At 39.6% G+C, this 16894-nt stretch carries 19 protein-coding genes and 2 pseudogenes; 19 read left to right on the top strand and 2 right to left on the bottom strand.

Annotated features, from left to right (window positions below; all coding sequences use genetic code 11):
* Positions 1-31: 31 nt before the first annotated feature.
* Both ACWYN3_RS25240 and rluF read right to left on the bottom strand, forming a co-directional pair.
* Positions 32-388: a hypothetical protein gene (locus ACWYN3_RS25240; protein WP_456216848.1), complete on the bottom strand. Its 357-nt coding sequence runs from the start codon at positions 386-388 to the stop codon at positions 32-34.
* The gene (rluF, locus tag ACWYN3_RS25235) at positions 366-1115 is read right to left on the bottom strand and encodes a 23S rRNA pseudouridine(2604) synthase RluF (protein WP_456216847.1); all 750 of its coding nucleotides are present in this window, start codon (positions 1113-1115) and stop codon (positions 366-368) included. Before rluF ends, ACWYN3_RS25240 begins: the two co-directional genes overlap by 23 nt.
* Positions 1116-2144: 1029 nt before the next feature.
* On the opposite strand from rluF, the gene ACWYN3_RS25230 reads away from it, so the two are divergent.
* From ACWYN3_RS25230 to ruvA, 19 genes and pseudogenes are all read left to right on the top strand, one after another.
* Positions 2145-2813 carry an amidohydrolase family protein gene (locus ACWYN3_RS25230; protein ID WP_456216846.1) on the top strand — a complete coding sequence of 223 codons (669 nt, stop codon included), beginning with the start codon at positions 2145-2147 and terminating at the stop codon, positions 2811-2813.
* 59 nt (positions 2814-2872) lie between these two features.
* Positions 2873-3322 (top strand): amidohydrolase family protein, encoded by a 450-nt coding sequence (locus tag ACWYN3_RS25225; protein WP_456216845.1) that lies wholly within the window; start codon positions 2873-2875, stop codon positions 3320-3322.
* Positions 3323-3349: 27 nt separating this feature from the next.
* Positions 3350-4297, top strand: a complete 948-nt coding sequence (locus ACWYN3_RS25220; RefSeq protein ID WP_456216844.1) for an NAD(P)H-dependent flavin oxidoreductase — start codon at positions 3350-3352, stop codon at positions 4295-4297.
* 113 nt (positions 4298-4410) lie between these two features.
* Positions 4411-4602 carry an acylphosphatase gene (locus tag ACWYN3_RS25215; protein ID WP_456216843.1) on the top strand — a complete coding sequence of 64 codons (192 nt, stop codon included), beginning with the start codon at positions 4411-4413 and terminating at the stop codon, positions 4600-4602.
* A gap of 30 nt (positions 4603-4632) precedes the next feature.
* Positions 4633-4896, top strand: coding sequence for a lipopolysaccharide biosynthesis protein (locus ACWYN3_RS25210; RefSeq protein WP_456216842.1), 264 nt, complete (start codon positions 4633-4635; stop codon positions 4894-4896).
* Positions 4897-5003: 107 nt separating this feature from the next.
* Positions 5004-5411 (top strand): hypothetical protein, encoded by a 408-nt coding sequence (locus ACWYN3_RS25205; RefSeq protein WP_456216841.1) that lies wholly within the window; start codon positions 5004-5006, stop codon positions 5409-5411.
* The gene (locus ACWYN3_RS25200; RefSeq protein ID WP_456216840.1) at positions 5408-6136 is read left to right on the top strand and encodes a lipopolysaccharide biosynthesis protein; all 729 of its coding nucleotides are present in this window, start codon (positions 5408-5410) and stop codon (positions 6134-6136) included. The genes ACWYN3_RS25205 and ACWYN3_RS25200 overlap by 4 nt, the downstream gene beginning before the upstream one ends.
* Before the next feature lie 76 nt (positions 6137-6212).
* Positions 6213-6644: a dUTP diphosphatase gene (gene dut, locus ACWYN3_RS25195; protein WP_456216839.1), complete on the top strand. Its 432-nt coding sequence runs from the start codon at positions 6213-6215 to the stop codon at positions 6642-6644.
* A 9-nt stretch (positions 6645-6653) separates the two neighbouring features.
* A complete protein-coding gene (locus ACWYN3_RS25190) occupies positions 6654-8102 on the top strand; it encodes a tetratricopeptide repeat protein (protein WP_456216838.1) in 1449 nt (482 codons plus the stop codon).
* Positions 8077-8868: a DUF4292 domain-containing protein gene (locus tag ACWYN3_RS25185; RefSeq protein WP_456216837.1), complete on the top strand. Its 792-nt coding sequence runs from the start codon at positions 8077-8079 to the stop codon at positions 8866-8868. The genes ACWYN3_RS25190 and ACWYN3_RS25185 overlap by 26 nt, the downstream gene beginning before the upstream one ends.
* Before the next feature lie 22 nt (positions 8869-8890).
* Positions 8891-10153 (top strand): murein hydrolase activator EnvC family protein, encoded by a 1263-nt coding sequence (locus ACWYN3_RS25180; RefSeq protein WP_456216836.1) that lies wholly within the window; start codon positions 8891-8893, stop codon positions 10151-10153.
* Between the two features lie 133 nt (positions 10154-10286).
* Entirely contained in the window at positions 10287-10685 is a 399-nt protein-coding gene (locus ACWYN3_RS25175; protein ID WP_456216835.1) for a Sec-independent protein translocase subunit TatA/TatB, read from the top strand.
* Positions 10686-10695: 10 nt separating this feature from the next.
* Positions 10696-10896, top strand: coding sequence for a twin-arginine translocase TatA/TatE family subunit (gene tatA / locus ACWYN3_RS25170; RefSeq protein ID WP_456216834.1), 201 nt, complete (start codon positions 10696-10698; stop codon positions 10894-10896).
* A 38-nt stretch (positions 10897-10934) separates the two neighbouring features.
* Positions 10935-11450, top strand: coding sequence for an amidase family protein (locus ACWYN3_RS25165; protein WP_456216833.1), 516 nt, complete (start codon positions 10935-10937; stop codon positions 11448-11450).
* Positions 11353-11946: an amidase gene (locus tag ACWYN3_RS25160; RefSeq protein WP_456216832.1), complete on the top strand. Its 594-nt coding sequence runs from the start codon at positions 11353-11355 to the stop codon at positions 11944-11946. The genes ACWYN3_RS25165 and ACWYN3_RS25160 overlap by 98 nt, the downstream gene beginning before the upstream one ends.
* Positions 11928-12368 carry an amidase family protein gene (locus tag ACWYN3_RS25155; RefSeq protein WP_456216831.1) on the top strand — a complete coding sequence of 147 codons (441 nt, stop codon included), beginning with the start codon at positions 11928-11930 and terminating at the stop codon, positions 12366-12368. Before ACWYN3_RS25160 ends, ACWYN3_RS25155 begins: the two co-directional genes overlap by 19 nt.
* Positions 12369-12412: 44 nt before the next feature.
* Entirely contained in the window at positions 12413-13741 is a 1329-nt protein-coding gene (locus ACWYN3_RS25150; RefSeq protein ID WP_456216830.1) for a transglycosylase SLT domain-containing protein, read from the top strand.
* Between the two features lie 248 nt (positions 13742-13989).
* Positions 13990-16350 (top strand): annotated as a pseudogene (locus ACWYN3_RS25145) (NADP-dependent malic enzyme).
* Positions 16323-16893 (top strand): annotated as a pseudogene (gene ruvA / locus ACWYN3_RS25140) (Holliday junction branch migration protein RuvA). The pseudogenes ACWYN3_RS25145 and ruvA overlap by 28 nt, the downstream one beginning before the upstream one ends.
* Position 16894: the final 1 nt, after the last annotated feature.

Raw genomic sequence — 16894 nt, 5'->3', positions numbered from 1 at the left:
GGTCACAAATAATGGATTGATATTCTTAATACTAACGTTTCGGACTTTTGGTTTTTGCAGGTGCGGAACCTGATCTTCCCTTTGTTGGTCTGACCGATCTTCTGCTTGGGCCATTGCTTTTATTCCAGTCATTTGTAGCAGCGGGAGCTTTAAATGAAGAAGAACCAGATGCTGGTTTTGCTTTAGATGCTCTGGCAGGTTTCTCAGATCTTTCACCTCTTTCAGCCCGTTCGCCTCTTTCTCCCCTTGGAGATGCTGCTCTTGGTGCTTTTCCTTTTGATGGACCAGCTGGTCTTGCTCTGAATGCTTTTGCTGGAGTTACGTTAACTTCTTCAGGAGCAGCTGCGGCAGCTGTTTTTGTTTTTTTAACAACTCTTTGCAGCAGCATGTTCTACAGAACTTGATTTTGCAATCATATTATGGATTTCAGTCAGCTCTTCAGGAGTAAATTCTCTCCATTCGCCGATAGGAAGACCTTTAAGGTTGATATTCATAATACGAATACGCTCCAGTTTGGTCACCTCAAAACCGAAATGCTCACACATTCGTCTGATTTGTCTGTTTAAGCCCTGAATCAAAGTAATCTTGAAGATAAAAGGACTTTCTTTAGTTACTTTACATTTCTTGGTCATTACCCCTAAAACAGGTACTCCCTTTGCCATGTTTGTAATAAACTGATCAGTAAGTGGTTTGTTAACCGTTACCAGGTATTCTTTTTCGTGGTTGTTACCGGCACGAAGGATTTTGTTGACAAGATCCCCGTTGTTAGTCATGAAGATTAATCCCTGCGAATCTTTATCTAGTCTTCCGATTGGGAAAACTCTTTCGCTATGGTTTACATAGTCAACAATATTGCTCTTTACACCAGCTTCAGTGGTACTTGTAACACCGACAGGCTTGTTAAAGGCAAGTAAAATTGAGTTGTCTACTTCTTTAGGCTCAATAGTTTGTCCGTTTACCGTAATCAGATCACCGAAGTAAACCTGGTCGCCGACTTTGGCTTTTCTGCCATTAATAAACACATTCCCCTGTTCAATGTATCTGTCTGCTGCTCTGCGCGAGCACATGCCGCTTTCACTAATGTATTTATTTAATCGGGTAGTAGAATCGGACATAGTAGTATTTCTTTTTACAAAGTAATCAATTTATCCTCACATATGCTATCAAAATTAAAGTTTATACCGTAATTCTTATCAAAACAGCTGCTGTTTCTTGCTGGATTTGCTTCTGCGAAGCAAATATGCTTCGAAATCAGCAGCTGTTTTGATAAGAATTTCATGGTGTAAACTTGTAAATCGGATAGCATGGTTGAGATATCATTGACTCCTTAGATATAAGAAGAGACAACCAGACCTCAGTTGGGGGGGAAGGTGTTGGATGCAGATTTATGGATTGCTGTTTTTTTAGATGATGATTTAAGGATTGCTATTTAAGAATAGTTGAGGATGAATGTTTTTTGGATAATTAAGGATTGCTGATTTATGGATAATAGCCTAAGGGTTAATGTTTATAGTTGTTTTTTGGATAATTAAGGATTGCTGATTTATGGATAATAACCTGAGGGTTGCTGTTTGTAGTTGTTTTTTGGATAATTAAGGATTGCTGATTTATGGATAATAGCCTAAGGGTTACTGTTTATAGTTGTTTTTTGGATAATTAAGGATTGCTGATTTATGGATAATAACCTAAGGGTTACTGTTTGTAGTTGTTTTTTGGATAATTAAGGATTGCTGATTTATGGATAATAACCTGAGGATTGCTGTTTGTAGTTGTTTTTTGGATAATTAAGGATTGCTGATTTATGGATAATAGCCTAAGGGTTAATGTTTGTAGTTGTTCTTCGGATAGGCAGTTTTACGAAGCTCCAGGATGTCTGTTTTGATCTGTTTCTGGTCAAACTTAGAGCATACGGTTCGGCGTAGAAATAGGGTTAGAACAAGGGTCTGAAACCGTGTTGAAAGGACGTTGAGAGGGGGTTGGAAGGACGTTGGAAGGACCTTGCAATGACCCTGGTCCTTCTAACCCCCTTTCAATGTCCTTTTAATGCCCTTTTAAGACACTTTTCTACTACTGTTCATTATCTTTTCTTTAGCTCATTGATGAATTTTTTTAGGCTTTGAAAGGAATAACCGTAATTTGTAAATATGAGTTCTTATTTGTCGGCAAAATGGATATACCCGGTTAGTGATGCACCTTTAGAAAATGGAATAATTGCAGTCAGCGATGATGGTATTATTACAGCTGTATTGAGCGCGCAGGAAGGGGAAGTACTAAATATTAAGGATATAAAGTATTATGATGGGGTTCTGGTACCAGGATTGATTAATACACATTGTCATTTAGAATTGTCACATCTTGCCGGGAAAATACCGGAACATACGGGGTTACCTGGTTTTGTGCAGCAGGTTATGCAGCAAAGACAGGCTTCTGAAATTGAAATTGAGGAAGCAATGAAGCTCGCGGATGCTGAAATGTATGCAAATGGTATTGTTGCCACGGGCGATATTTCAAACCAGATTTCCTCGAAAGGGGTGAAGCTTTTAAGTAAGATTTACTATCATACTTTTGTTGAGGCTATGGGCTTTAATCCCGGACGGGCAAATGAGATTATTGAAAAAGCAATTGAAATTCGGGATGGTTTTCTGCCATTAAGAGCTACGATTGTTCCGCATGCTCCTTATTCTGTTTCAGAAGAACTGTTTGGAGAAATTCGCAGGGAGTCAGGCAGTGCAAATGAATCAGTCTCAATACATAACCAGGAAACTGTAGATGAGAATTTGTTTTTTTTGAAGCTAAACAAGGGCACTTTCTGAAGTTATATGAGTTTTTAGGACTGGATATTGGCTTCTTTGAACCGAAGGGGAAAACTTCTTTGCAAAGCTATTTACCGCTTTTATCGGCAGATGCCAAAACGTTACTGGTTCATAATACTTTTACGAGTAAGGAAGATGTTGAATTTGCAATGGGGCAGCATACAAAGCTTTATTGGTGTTTATGCCCGAATGCGAATTTGTATATTGAAAATAGATTACCTGATGTGTCTTTATTGAAGGATGCCGGGGTTACAATGACTTTGGGAACGGATAGTTTAGCCAGTAATCATCAGTTGAGTATTTTAGCGGAAATGAAGACTTTACAGGAGCATAAGCAGGTTTCTTTTGAGGAGTTGCTACGCTGGGCTACGCTTAACGGGGCATTTTTTCTGGGGTTGGATACGCAGCTGGGGAGTTTCGAAAAGGGAAAAAAACCAGGTGTGAATTTAATTGAACAGCTGGAGGATGGGCTGATCACTGCAAATACACGAATTCAAAGGATAGTATAATTTATAAAAAGAATATAATATACATATATGTCAAATCGTATTACCTCTTTATTTAAGATTCAATACCCGATTATTCAGGCGGGCATGATCTGGTGCAGTGGCTGGAAGCTGGCGGCGGCAGTATCAAAGGCTGGCGGCCTGGGGATTATAGGCGCAGGTTCTATGTATCCGGAAGTTTTACGCGGACATATTCAGCAATTAAAAGCAGCTACTGACAAACCATTTGCGGTGAATGTACCGCTTCTTTATCCGAATGTAGAAGAGATCATGCAGATCCTGGTTGCAGAAGGGGTGAAAATTGTATTTACTTCGGCTGGTAATCCGGCAGCATGGACAGGATTTCTGAAAGCCGAAAATATAACGGTGGTGCACGTAGTTTCTAATACGAAATTTGCTTTAAAAGCTGAGGCAAGCGGAGTGGATGCGATTGTTGCGGAAGGATTTGAAGCAGGCGGACATAATGGAAGGGAAGAGACAACAACCATGTGCCTGATTCCTATGATTGTGGATGCGGTAAAAATTCCAGTCATTGCAGCAGGAGGGATTTCCTCGGGACGGAGTATGTTAGCAGCAATGGCATTAGGGGCCGATGGGGTACAGGTAGGGTCTGCTTTTGCGGTTGCTGAAGAGTCTTCGGCTCACCCTGAGTTTAAACAGCGGATTATCGGTGCAGCAGAAGGGGATACTAAGTTAAGGATGCAAAAATTGGTTCCGGTAAGGTTATTGAAGAATTCTTTTGAAGGCGCGATCGCTGCCGCTGAGGCCGAAGGAGCTGATGTCGAAACATTAAAGGGCTTGTTAGGGCGTGCAAGAGCAAAATTAGGTATGTTTGAAGGAAATTTAGAAGAGGGTGAACTGGAGATTGGCCAGGTTTCGGCTTTGCTAAAAGAGGTTAGACCAGCTGCGGTTATTTTAGATGAAATATGGCAGGGGTTTTTAACAGAGAAAAGCAGGGTTAGTCAGTTTAATTATTAAAATTGATGAACATTTAAATTAAAATATAGAGATGAAACATATAGTTATAAGAATAACAGGAACAGTGCAGGGAGTGGGGGATTCAATATACCACAAAAGTAGTAGCAGATCAGATGGGTGTTCGCGGAATGATCAAAAATGAGAAAGACGGTAGTTTGTATATCGAAGCTGAAGGTGATGATACGCTGCTGGATATTTTCGAAGAATGGTGCAACGAAGGGCCGGACCGTGCGAAAATAGAAAAGGTGGAGATCACGCCGGGAGAACTGAAAAACTATCGTAATTTTGAAATCATTAAGAAATAAAATGCTTTATTCTCCGTTTAACCATACCAAGTGTCAGTTTTAAAAAAGTTTTTAGGTCAGACCGCAGTATATGGTGTGAGTACCATATTATCCAGGTTACTCAACTTTATATTAACTCCTATTTATGTCAGGGCCTATTTGCCCGGTACGTTTGGTATTTTGACCAAACTTTTTAGCTATGCCTCGCTAATCAATGCGGTGCTTGCTTTTGGGATGGAAAGTACGTATTTCAGATACTTGAATAAGCATGAGGATAAAAAGGATGCTGTATACAACAATCTTTTATCTGTATAGCTTTCATCGCTGGATTATTTCTGATCACTGGCTCTGTTTTTTCAACCTCGATCGCCTCCTGGATTAACAATGGAGAAGCTTCACAGGTACAGGATTATCAAAAATATGTGAAGTACTTTGTCGGAATCTTGTTTGTGGATGCGATCTGTGTGATCCCATTCGCTAAAATTCGTGCAGACAATAAAGCGTTTAGATACAGTGTGATCAAATTCCTGAATATCGGGAGTTTTGTAGGGCTGAATCTTGTCTTCATCTTTGTGATTCCAGCAATAATTAAACACAACTGGCCTCTGGCTGGCTGGTTTGAGAGCTGGTACCACTATCAATGGGTAGGCTATGTTTTTATCTCTAACCTGGTTGCAAGTCTGCTTACCTTTTTATTGTTATTACCTGAATTCATGCAGATCAGGTTTAAATTTGATAAGGATCTGTTTTTTAAGATGATATCTTATAGCTGGCCTATTTTGGTAGCTAACTTATTATTATCAATGAAAACCTGGATAAGATTGTATTGAGTAAACTATTGCCAAAAGCAGTTGCTGATATTGATGTAGGGATATACGGGGCAGTTTGCAAAATTGCCATTTTCCTGAGTATTTTTATTACGGCATTCAGACTGGGGGCCGAACCGTTCTTTTTTAGTCATGCGAAACATGAGAATGCAAGGAAAACCTATGCTACAATCCTTCATTATTTTGTAATTGCACTTTCGCTATTATTTGTTGGTTTAGTCGCGAATATTGAAATTCTGAAATACTTCATCAAAGGAGATGCAGCGCATACGGCTCAGTACTGGTCAGGACTGCCAGCAGTTCCTTACCTGCTATTTGGGTATGTCTGCCTGGGTATTTATATGAACCTCTCTATCTGGTACAGGTTATCAGACCAGACCCGGTTTGGTTTATATCTCTCGATGATCGGTGCAGTGATTACCATTGTGTTTAATTTTGTACTGATTCCAAAATATAGCTATATATATGTTTCTGCATGGGTTTCTATGCTGGCTTATTTTGTAATGATGGTGATGTCTTATATATTGGGACAGAAGTATTATCCGATTCCTTATAAACTAAACAGGATTCTGGCTTATCTGATCACGTCAGTAATTATTGTGATTCTATCTTTCTGGGTATTTAACAGGAATATCTATATTGGTAATGGATTACTGGTGCTGTTCTTTGCCGGGATAGCTTATGTTGAAAAGGATGAAGTAAAGGCACTTCTGGCTAGAGGGAAATAAAGGGGTAACCCTGCTCAAAAAAAGAAAATAACAGGAGCCCGTTTAAGGGGCTTTAATAATAAATAAATACAACAAGATGAAGATTAACATTATTAACAAATCAGGATTAGCATTGCCTCAATATGAAACAGCTCATGCTGCGGGTATGGATATGAGGGCTTTTGTAACTGAAGAGCTAGTGATCAAACCAATGCAGCGTATTTTGGTGCCAACAGGTTTGCATATTGAATTACCTGTAGGATATGAAGCACAGATCCGTCCGCGCAGTGGTTTAGCTTATAAACATGGAATCAGCATTGTGAATTCTCCGGGCACTATTGATGCTGATTACCGTGGAGAAATCAAAGTATTATTAATCAATCTTTCGGATACTGATTTTGTGGTTAACAATGGAGATCGTATTGCACAAATGGTGATTTCAAAACATGAGACCATTACCTGGGAAAGTGCAGAAGAATTAAGCGACACCGCACGTGGTGAAGGTGGTTACGGACATACTGGTAAATAAACCATATCAATGAACAGGATCGTTGTTTTATGCAGTATACTAACCTTGTCACTACAATCGGTTGCACAGAAGACACCGGTTTCTGCCAGGGATAGTTTACTCATTAAACAACTTTTTTTTGCTGGTCTGAGCGATAAGCTCAAAGAGAACTACGCAAAGAGCAATGAAAGTTTTAGTAAAATAACGACTATTGACGCAGGTAATGCTGCGGCATGGTATGAAATAGCTTTGTTAAACTTCAGACAGAATAAAATGCCTGAAGCCGAAGCAGCTATAAAAAATGCGGTCAATCTTGACAAGGATAATTCCTGGTACTGGAAATTACTGGCTGAGCTTTATAAAAGTACCGGAAGCATGGATCGCCTGATTCCAGTTTTTGATCAACTGATCCGCCTTGTACCAAATCAGCAGAGTTACCAGTTTGATCGTGCCAATGCAATGGCATTATCCGGCAGGAAAGAAGAAGCATTGGCTGCTTATGCTTTGTTGGAAAAGAAATTCGGCCCGTCCGAATCACTGACCAGAGCCCGTCAAAGAATTACAGGTGTATCGCAGGTAAATGCTGCTCCGGCAAATGCAACTGAGGCTATGGCTGCCGCGACCTTGTACCTTTCACAAAAGAAATTTTCAGCAGCCTCCAAAGTATTGGAGAATATTGCTGGTACGCATCAGGATGATCCGCTTTTTCTGGCACTTTATGGTGATGTATTGTATGAAACCGGAAATCTTCCGGCAGCACTCAGTTATTATAAAAAAGCTTTAAAATTAACGGATCAGCTCTATGGGGTATGGGAGAAAGTTCTTAATATCTCTATTCTGATGGGACAATATAAACAGATGATCGCCATTGGGGAAGATGCCTTGTCGGTCTATCCGAATCAAGCTATTTTATACTATTATATGGCCTTCGCCCTGCATCGTGAAGATCAAAATCAAGGGGCATTGGAAAATATCAGGTCGGCAATGGCACTGGATGGTGAAAATAAAGAATTGCAGGCATTGATTCTGGCCCTGCAAGCAGAAATACTGATCGATCAGGGTAAATCTGCTGCTGCGGATGCTTCTTTTGAGAAGGCTGTAAAGCTGGACCCCCAGAATTTTCTGATTATGAACAATTATGCCTATTACCTGGCGTTAAGGAATGAGAACCTTGATAAAGCGGTATCTTTGATTGCTATGGCAGCTAAAGCATTGCCTCATGATGCTTCTATAGCAGATACTTATGCCCTGATTTTATTTAAAATGGGGAAATATGATCTTGCAAAGTTATGGATAGAAAAGGCCTTGCAGAACAATGAAGCTGAAAACAGTGTTTACCTGGAGCATTACGGAGATATTTTATTCAATACAGGAGCAGCTGATGATGCTTTAATTCAATGGAAGAAATCACTGGATGCGGGGAATGATTCTTCCTTGCTAAAAAGAAAAATAAATGAGAAAAAGTACTTTACGAAATAGCCTGCTGATTCTTTTGCTATTCAGCACTGTAATAGCCTGCAAAACGAAGAAATCTATTGTCAAAGCACCTGATGTTGCTGTTACACCGGTGGTGAATAACAAGAAAGCGGAGAATTTATCGCTGTTGAAAGGAAAAGATATTCCTTTTAACACCCTGTCACTTAAAGGAAAAGTAAGTCTGGATATGAACGGTAATGTCAATAATGTGAGCATGACCATCCGAATTCAGAAAGATCAGAAAATCTGGGCTAGTGTGACAGCTATTGCCGGAATTGAAGTGGCCAGGGCACTGATTACACCGGACAGTGTTTTTTTACGTAACAATTTACAATCTGTAGGCGTTAAAAAGCCATTCAGTTATCTGAACAGTTTTACCAGCAAACAGGTTACTTTTAAGATGCTGCAATCTATCCTTTCAGGAAATACAATTGCTGAATTTACAAATGATCAGGCTACGCTGGATTCTGATGCGGGTATATTTACGGCTAAAGGTTCTCAGGGTGAACTTGCATTCAGGGTATTGTTTAATACTTTGCTGAAGACCTCAGAACTGAATATGAATGAAGTAAGAGCGGGAAAATCACTTAAGGTTGTTTACTCCGATTATCAGCAGGTGACGGATGCATTATTTCCTTCTGTGGTGAAAATCAATTCTATGTCTGGCACTAAGAAAACCAATCTGGCATTTGACTTTTCGAAAATAGAACGCAATGTCCAACTTGATTTTCCGTTTACTCTTCCTAAAAGGTTTGAGATAATAAACTAATTTTTTTTATATTTTTGATGCAATGAAGCTACACAAATTACTTTTGTTTCTTTTGTTTATCACGTTTGCGTCAACGGGCTTTGCCCAGAGCAGTTCTCAGTTAAAGAGAAAAAAGGAAGCTATCCAACGTGAAATTGAACTTTTACAGAAAAACCTGAACAAGGCTGCACAGGGTAAAAAACTTACACTGAGTGAGATACGTGCGTTAAGCACTAAGATCAGCCTGATGCAGAGTAAAATCACGGTCATCAATTCAGAGATAAAAAATCTGGATAATGAGATCCATGAGAATAAAAACACCGTACATTCATTGCAGGGTCAGCTGGCGCAACTTAAAAAAGAATATGCCGGAATGATCAGATTTGCACAGCGCAATAAAAATTCATACGATAAAATGATGTTTATTTTTGCTGCACGTGACTTTAATCAGGCTTATAAAAGGATAAAATATTTACAGCAATTTGGTCAGTATCGTAAAAAACAGGCCGATTACATCCAGGGGACTGAAAAGAACCTGAATTATAAGATTGTGGTGCTGGATAAAAGTTTGAAAGCAAAGAGCAATTTACTGCATGAACAGGAAACTGAGCAAAGTAAACTGGCAAAAAACAAACATGAGCAGGCTACCGTACTGAACCAGTTCAGTAAACAGGAAAAGCAGTTTGGCAGAGATATAGCGAGAAGGAAAAAACAACAGGCAGCAATTGACCGTGAGATCAGAAATGCGATTAACCGGGAGATTGCTTTGGCAAGAAAGAAAGCAGAAGAGGAGGCGAGGATTGCAGCAGCAAGGGCAGCTGCAAAAGCAAAGGCGGAAAGTAAACCTGTTCCTGTAGAAAAAGCTAAACCTACCGGTAATTACCTGAGTGCAACACCAGAAGCAGCAAGATTATCTGCGGGGTTTGAAAATAACAGGGGTCGGTTACCTTCTCCGGTTAGCGGGTCAGTTACAGAAGGGTTTGGAAGACATACAGAGGGGCAGGCAAGTTATACCAATGATGGTGTAAATATCCTGACCAGTGACGGAGCTGCTGTACATGCGGTATTTGATGGAGAAGTATTGTTTGTAAGAATAATACAAGGTATTTATGTAGTGGCTATACGTCATGGTGAGTATTTCACGATTTATCAGAACCTGAAATCGTCAAGTGTGTCAAAAGGAGAAAAAGTAAATACCCGCCAGACTATCGGTACGGTTGCAACGACATCTGACGGAGCTGTTCTGCATTTTGAGATTATGCGGGGACAGTCAAAACTGAATCCTGAAGCGTGGATTGCAAGATAATTAACAGGGTGTTTGTAACGTGCATCTGATTTGTATCAGTTTAATGACATTAGAAAGCCATTAGAACTGACATAAAATGCAATAGGTGCACTTGAAAAATGTTTATATTTGTTAGTATAATAATTGAATTGATATGTATACTGGAATAGTATTAGAATTTTTTTTAAATATGGGTGGCGGAGAAATCATGCTTATCCTGGCAGTAGTATTATTGTTGTTCGGTGGTAAAAAACTACCTGAACTGGCAAGAGGATTAGGAAAAGGGATCAGAGATTTTAAGGATGCCTCAGAAGGGGTGAAGAGAGAAATTCACCGGAACATCAATGCAATGGATATCGATGACGAGATCAGGGCTACTGATGCTGCTTATCCATCTACTCCAAAAACTGGTACAGAAGCTCATGATGCCAATTCTTCAGTGCATATTGATCCTTCAGCGCCAACTGCAGTACATACGGAAGTACCAAGTGCATTGCACACGGAAACACCAGCGGCAGAAACACCATCAGACATAGAAAAAAACAAAATTTAACTCAATAACCATGTTAAACACAACAATATTAGCAGCACTGGGTACTCCAGAGATCATCATTATTTTGGTAGTTGTTTTACTGCTTTTTGGCGGTAAAAAAATCCCTGAACTAATGCGTGGACTGGGTAAAGGCGTTAAAGAATTCAAAGACGGTAAAGACGGAGCAGATAATGATCCTCTTGATCCTAACAATACACATAAACCATCATAGGTTTATTTGAATTTTTAATCCTCAATCCCTCATTATAATTGAAGAAGTATAACTCTCTATCAGAGATACAAGCACTTATTGCGCAAAAAAAGCTTGATCTTCCTGATTTGCTCGACTATTATTTTACGCAAATAGAAACACAGAAACACCTCAATGTATTCAATGAGGTGTTTGTCGATTCTGCGAAAAAACAAGCAATTAACGTTCAGCAAAAAATAGACAATGGTACAGCCGGTAAGCTGGCAGGTATGGTTATTGGTATCAAGGATAATATTCTTTATAAAGACCATATAACCAGTGCCTCTTCAAAAATGCTCGAAGGATTTATTTCACCTTATTCTTCTACCGTTGTCACACGGTTAATCCAGGAAGATGCAATTATCATTGGCAGAACAAACTGTGATGAATTTGCAATGGGTGGTTCCAATGAAACATCTTATTATGGCACGGTAAGAAATGCCGCAGATACAGAAAGAAAGAGTAGCCGGTGGTTCCTCCGGAGGTTCTGCTGTTGCAGTACAAGCCGATATGTGCTTATCTGCACTGGGTACTGATACTGGTGGTTCTGTCAGGCAGCCTGCAGCATTTTGTGGTTGTTTTGGTTTGAAACCAACTTACGGACGTATTTCAAGATACGGTGTGATTGCTTATGCCTCTTCTTTTGATCAGGTTGGCCCGATTACTTCTTCAGTTAGTGACGCTGCATTACTTTTAGAAGTACTGGCAGGTGCTGATGAAGATGATAGTACCGTATCCCGTTTACCTGTTCCCGCTTATCTTTCTGAACTGGACAATGTTTCCCCAAAGAAGATTGCCGTATTGAAAGAGACGCTGGAAAGTGAAGCGCTTGATCCGGATATTAAAGCCGCGATCCTTAAAGCTATTGAAGAATTTAAAGAACAAGGTCATACTGTTGAATATGTATCTTTTGACCTGCTCGATTATCTTGTTCCGGCTTATTATGTATTAACAGCTGCTGAAGCTTCTTTAATCTGTCCAGATATGATGGTGTACATTATGGTCACCGTAATTTGCAGGCAGAGAATCTGAATGTACTGTATAAAAAATCAAGAGCAGAAGGTTTTGGGGAAGAAGTTAAGAGAAGGATCTTACTGGGTACTTTTGTACTGAGCGCAGGATATTATGATGCCTATTATCAAAAAGCACAGCAGGTAAGACGTTTGATCAGAGAAAAGATCGAAGCACTTTTTGTAGATTTTGATGTGATCCTAACGCCTGTTGCACCAACGCCACCGTTTAAAATCGGTGAAAATATACAAGATCCTCTGGTGATGTATATGGCGGATATCTTTACTGTACTGGCTTCATTAACCGGAGTTCCGGCAATAGCTGTCCCTTTGGGCAATAATACATCAGGTTTGCCGTTAAGTCTTCAACTAATGGCTAAACACTTTGAAGAGAGGACTTTGCTGTCTTTATCGAAAAGTTTTACTAATTTAAGCGCTTCCTGAATTATAAACCAAAGATTACAATTGCTTAATTGCAAGGTTCGCCTATGAAAAGAAATGTACTTATCCTCTCAATTTGTGTTTTTATCCTCGCAGCCTTCAATAGCAGCGCGCAACAAAAGATCAACAGGCTGGATTCCATTTCTCCAATCAGCTTCCTTTCTACAACTTACTCTGGTGATACCACCGCAGTACCTGAGGTATTAGAAAATCCATTATTCTACAATTATAATTTCTCGTATAAAAAACGTCTGGATTCGATTCAAAGAGATATTCCTTTGAGTTACAATGAATCAGTACAGCGTTATATTGATATCTACAGTGCAAGGAAAGACATGATGGGCAAAATGCTTGGTCTTTCTGAATACTATTTCCCGATTTTTGAAAATGCACTGAAAGCTTATGATGTTCCAATGGAACTTAAGTTTTTGCCAATCATAGAATCTTCGATGAACTCACATGCTATTTCCAGGGTCGGTGCGACAGGGTTATGGCAGTTTATGTTTTCTACAGCCAAAGACTATGGGTTAAGTATGGACAATTTCGTAGATGAGCGTAAAGACCCTATTCAGGCTAGTTATGCGGCCGCGGCTTATTTCAAGGATGCTTATAAGAATTTAGGTGACTGGCTGCTGGCTATTGCTGCTTATAATTGTGGAACAGGTAACGTGAACAGAGCTATTGCTAAAGCACATTCAAGAGATTTCTGGGCGATCAGACCTTTCCTGCCACAAGAAACACGTAATTACGTTCCCGCTTTTATTGCAGCAATTTATGTAATGAATTGTCCGGATAAACACCAGATCAAAGCGCAAAAATCATTATTTGCTATTAAAACAGATACAATCCAGGTCAGCCGTTTTGTTTCTTTGCCAGAACTGGCGCAGGCATTGGCGATGGAAGAAAATGATCTGTTTACTTTGAATCCTTCTTACAAGAAAAAAATCGTAAACGGATCATTAGATGAGCCTAAACGAATTATTATACCTAAAGTGAGCCTTGCTAATTTTGCGGGTATTTATGAAGTGCTGAATAACAATACGGTAGAAACCAGTACAAGAGTTATCCTTGCATCTAATGATGACAGAAGACTTCATAAAAAGCAGAAAGAGGTTGGTCAGAGCAGACATGCGGCACAATACCATAAGGTTGGTGCTGGTCAGAATTTGAGTACAATTGCTGATCAGTATCATGTAGAAGTTCAGGACTTAAAAGTGTGGAATAACTTAAAGGGAAGCAGTATTGTTCCCGGACAAAGGTTAATTGTATCCCATAAATCTGCAGCTTCAAAAGCAGCAGACAGCAAATCGGGCAAGAAATACATTTCTTATAAAGCCAAAGGAAAATCAGGCTCAAGAGCATCAGAAAGGCTATAAAATAGCCTTGTTCTTTTTGTTCATTAATACCCAATATATCTTATTACTAAAATATTTATCCATATTCGTTTTGTGCATTCATTTGAAAAAAGCATAGGTTAAGGTCGTTTAATATTGTTTTTCGATAGAAATAAATACTCGCTTATACTCATAGTTACGACTTCTCTTAAATTTATTCGAAACTTGCATTTTTTTTGAGCGCGTATTAAAAGAATGGTAACTTTGAATCTTTTATCCAAAACAAACGTATGAGCAAAATTAACAGGAAGCAAGATGCATTAGATTACCATTCACAGGGCAGGCCGGGCAAGATCGAAGTTATTCCAACCAAGCCGACCAATTCGCAAAGAGATTTAGCCCTGGCTTACTCTCCCGGAGTAGCTGAGCCTTGTTTAAGAATTGCCGATAACACTGAAGATGTATATAAATACACTGCTAAAGGAAATCTGGTAGCCGTAATTAGTAATGGAACAGCAGTTCTGGGTTTGGGTAATATAGGACCCGAAGCCTCTAAACCAGTAATGGAAGGTAAAGGATTACTGTTTAAAATATTCGCAGATATTGATGTCTTTGACCTGGAACTCGACGCCACTAACGTAGACGATTTTGTCAAGATCGTTAAAGCATTGGAGCCAACATTTGGCGGGGTTAACCTGGAAGATATTAAAGCACCGGAGTGTTTTGAAATAGAACGCCGTCTTAAAGAGGTGATGAATATCCCGGTAATGCACGATGACCAGCATGGTACTGCAATTATTTCTGCAGCAGCATTATTGAATGCCTGCGAACTGCAAAAGAAAAAAATAGACAAGATTAAAATTGTTGTTAACGGTGCGGGTGCAGCAGCTATATCCTGCAGCCGTCTGTATATTTCGTTAGGTGCGAAGAAAGAAAACCTGGTGATGTGTGACCGGTCTGGTGTGATCCGTGATACACGTGAAAACCTTGATCCTACAAAAGCTGAATTCGCGACTTCGCGAAATCTGTCTACGCTGGCAGAAGCATTGAAAGATGCAGATGTATTTATTGGTTTATCGTCCGCTGACTGTGTAACTGTAGAGATGTTAAAGTCTATGGCGCGCAATCCGATCGTATTTGCGATGGCTAACCCTAATCCTGAAATCGCTTACGAACTGGCAATCGGTCGTACGTAAAGACTTGATTATGGCAACAGGCCGTTCTGATTATCCTAACCAGGTGAATAACGTACTGGGCTTCCCTTATATATTCAGAGGGGCACTGGATGTAAGAGCTACCGGCATTAACGAACCAATGAAAATTGCGGCAGTCAGAGCGATTGCCGAATTAGCAAAGAAATCCGTTCCTGAGGCCGTTAATATGGCTTACAACGAAAGAAATATCAAATTCGGTAAGGAATATATCATTCCAAAACCAATGGACTCCCGATTGATCACTAATGTATCTATTGCCGTGGCAAAAGCTGCGATAGATTCTGGGATCGCCCGTAAAATTATTACCGACTGGGATGCTTATGCTGAAGAGCTTAAACAAAGACTGGGAGGCGATGATGCCATTATGCGTGCGATTACCAATAAGGCTAAATCTGACCCTAAACGTGTTGTCTTTGCAGAAGCAGATAACTATAAGATCTTAAAAGCTGCTCAGATTGTTAAGGATGAAAACATTGCGATCCCTATTTTATTAGGAAACAAAGAAGTCATTCAAAAGATTATAGAAGAGACAGCACTGGATCTGGAAGGCGTATTAATTATCGATCCTTTCCAGGAGCCAGAACGTATGGCAAAATATTCAGAATCTCTTTATCAGAAAAGACAGCGTAAAGGAATTACACTTTTTGAAGCGACTAAATTAATGCGGGACAGGAACTACTTTGGTTCTTCGATGGTAGAATTTGGTGAAGCTGATGCAATGATTTCCGGACTGACAAAGAACTATGCTTCAACCATTAAACCTGCACTACAGATTATCGGAACAGCAGAAGGGGTAAACAGGGTTGCAGGAATGTACATGATGATGACCAAAAAGGGACCTGTTTTCTTTGGTGATACGACAGTAAATGTTGATCCGACTGTACAGGAACTGGTAGATCTGACTTTATTACTGGAACGTGCTGTAGCTAAATTTAATATACAACCAAGAATTGCTTTACTTTCTTATTTATTCTAACTTTGGTTCGAATGAAGGTGTTGTTCCGCAAAAAGTAAGACAGGCAGTTAAAATATTACATGATAAGCACCCTGAGATTCTTGTAGATGGAGAGATGCAGGCGAATTTTGCAACTAGTAATTCTTTGTTGAAAGATAACTTTCCTTTTAGTAGATTAGCGGAAAGCCCTGCAAATACGCTGGTTTTCCCGAATTTGGAATCGGGAAATATTGCCTATAAACTATTGCAGGAATTAGGTGAGGCCGAAGCTATAGGGCCAATTTTATTAGGCTTGAAAAAAAAAACCTGTGCACATCGTGCAGCTGGGAAGTTCGGTACGTGAGATTGTGAATATGGTTACGATTGCTGTACTCGATGTACAGGGGAAAGAAGCAGGCCTAAAGCCTAAAAGAACAGGATTATTAAAAAAAAAACGAGTAAAGTATAAAATATTATGTTTGATTATATTGATGGCAGATTGACTTTTAAATGTCCTGCTTATATTGTGGTAGAGGCGGGTGGTATATTGATATCACATCAATATATCATTGAATACCTATAGCAGTTTGGGAGATACCGAGCGTTGTAAAGTATATGTATGGCTGCATGTCAAAGAAGATGCCCATACCTTATACGGCTTCATAGACGAAGGAGAACGCCGGTTATTTTTACACCTGATATCAGTTTCTGGTATCGGACCGAATACTGGCCGTATGATGCTCTCCTCTATTACGCCAGCTGAGATTCAAACTGCTATAGTAAACGCTGATTTACCTTTGATACAACGTATCAAAGGTATCGGTGTTAAATCGGCACAGCGGTTAGTTCTTGAGCTTCAGGACAAATTGAAAAAAGAAGGTACCGGATCGTTAATTGCCGCGCCTTTAAATCATACGGTTCGTGAAGAGGCATTATCGGCATTAACGATGCTGGGATTTGCAAAAGTACCTGCCGAAAAAGCAATTGATAACGCGATTAAGAATGGTGGACAAGATTTAACTGTTGAACAAATGATTAAAAAATGAT

It is taken from the genome of Pedobacter sp. NJ-S-72, assembly GCF_053890575.1.
Note: the sequence above shows the minus strand (reverse complement) of the source record. Positions and strands in the feature narration are given on the sequence as shown.

Coding starts and splice junctions, on each gene's coding strand:
- ACWYN3_RS25190 (WP_456216838.1), top strand. CDS start 6,654: ATGAACAGGATCGTTGTTTTATGCAGTATACTAACCTTGTCACTACAA.
- ACWYN3_RS25215 (WP_456216843.1), top strand. CDS start 4,411: ATGGGTGTTCGCGGAATGATCAAAAATGAGAAAGACGGTAGTTTGTAT.
- ACWYN3_RS25160 (WP_456216832.1), top strand. CDS start 11,353: ATGCCGCAGATACAGAAAGAAAGAGTAGCCGGTGGTTCCTCCGGAGGT.
- ACWYN3_RS25240 (WP_456216848.1), bottom strand. CDS start 388: ATGCTGCTGCAAAGAGTTGTTAAAAAAACAAAAACAGCTGCCGCAGCT.
- ACWYN3_RS25150 (WP_456216830.1), top strand. CDS start 12,413: ATGAAAAGAAATGTACTTATCCTCTCAATTTGTGTTTTTATCCTCGCA.
- ACWYN3_RS25230 (WP_456216846.1), top strand. CDS start 2,145: ATGAGTTCTTATTTGTCGGCAAAATGGATATACCCGGTTAGTGATGCA.
- tatA (WP_456216834.1), top strand. CDS start 10,696: ATGTTAAACACAACAATATTAGCAGCACTGGGTACTCCAGAGATCATC.
- ACWYN3_RS25180 (WP_456216836.1), top strand. CDS start 8,891: ATGAAGCTACACAAATTACTTTTGTTTCTTTTGTTTATCACGTTTGCG.
- ACWYN3_RS25185 (WP_456216837.1), top strand. CDS start 8,077: ATGAGAAAAAGTACTTTACGAAATAGCCTGCTGATTCTTTTGCTATTC.
- rluF (WP_456216847.1), bottom strand. CDS start 1,115: ATGTCCGATTCTACTACCCGATTAAATAAATACATTAGTGAAAGCGGC.
- ACWYN3_RS25220 (WP_456216844.1), top strand. CDS start 3,350: ATGTCAAATCGTATTACCTCTTTATTTAAGATTCAATACCCGATTATT.
- dut (WP_456216839.1), top strand. CDS start 6,213: ATGAAGATTAACATTATTAACAAATCAGGATTAGCATTGCCTCAATAT.
- ACWYN3_RS25175 (WP_456216835.1), top strand. CDS start 10,287: ATGTATACTGGAATAGTATTAGAATTTTTTTTAAATATGGGTGGCGGA.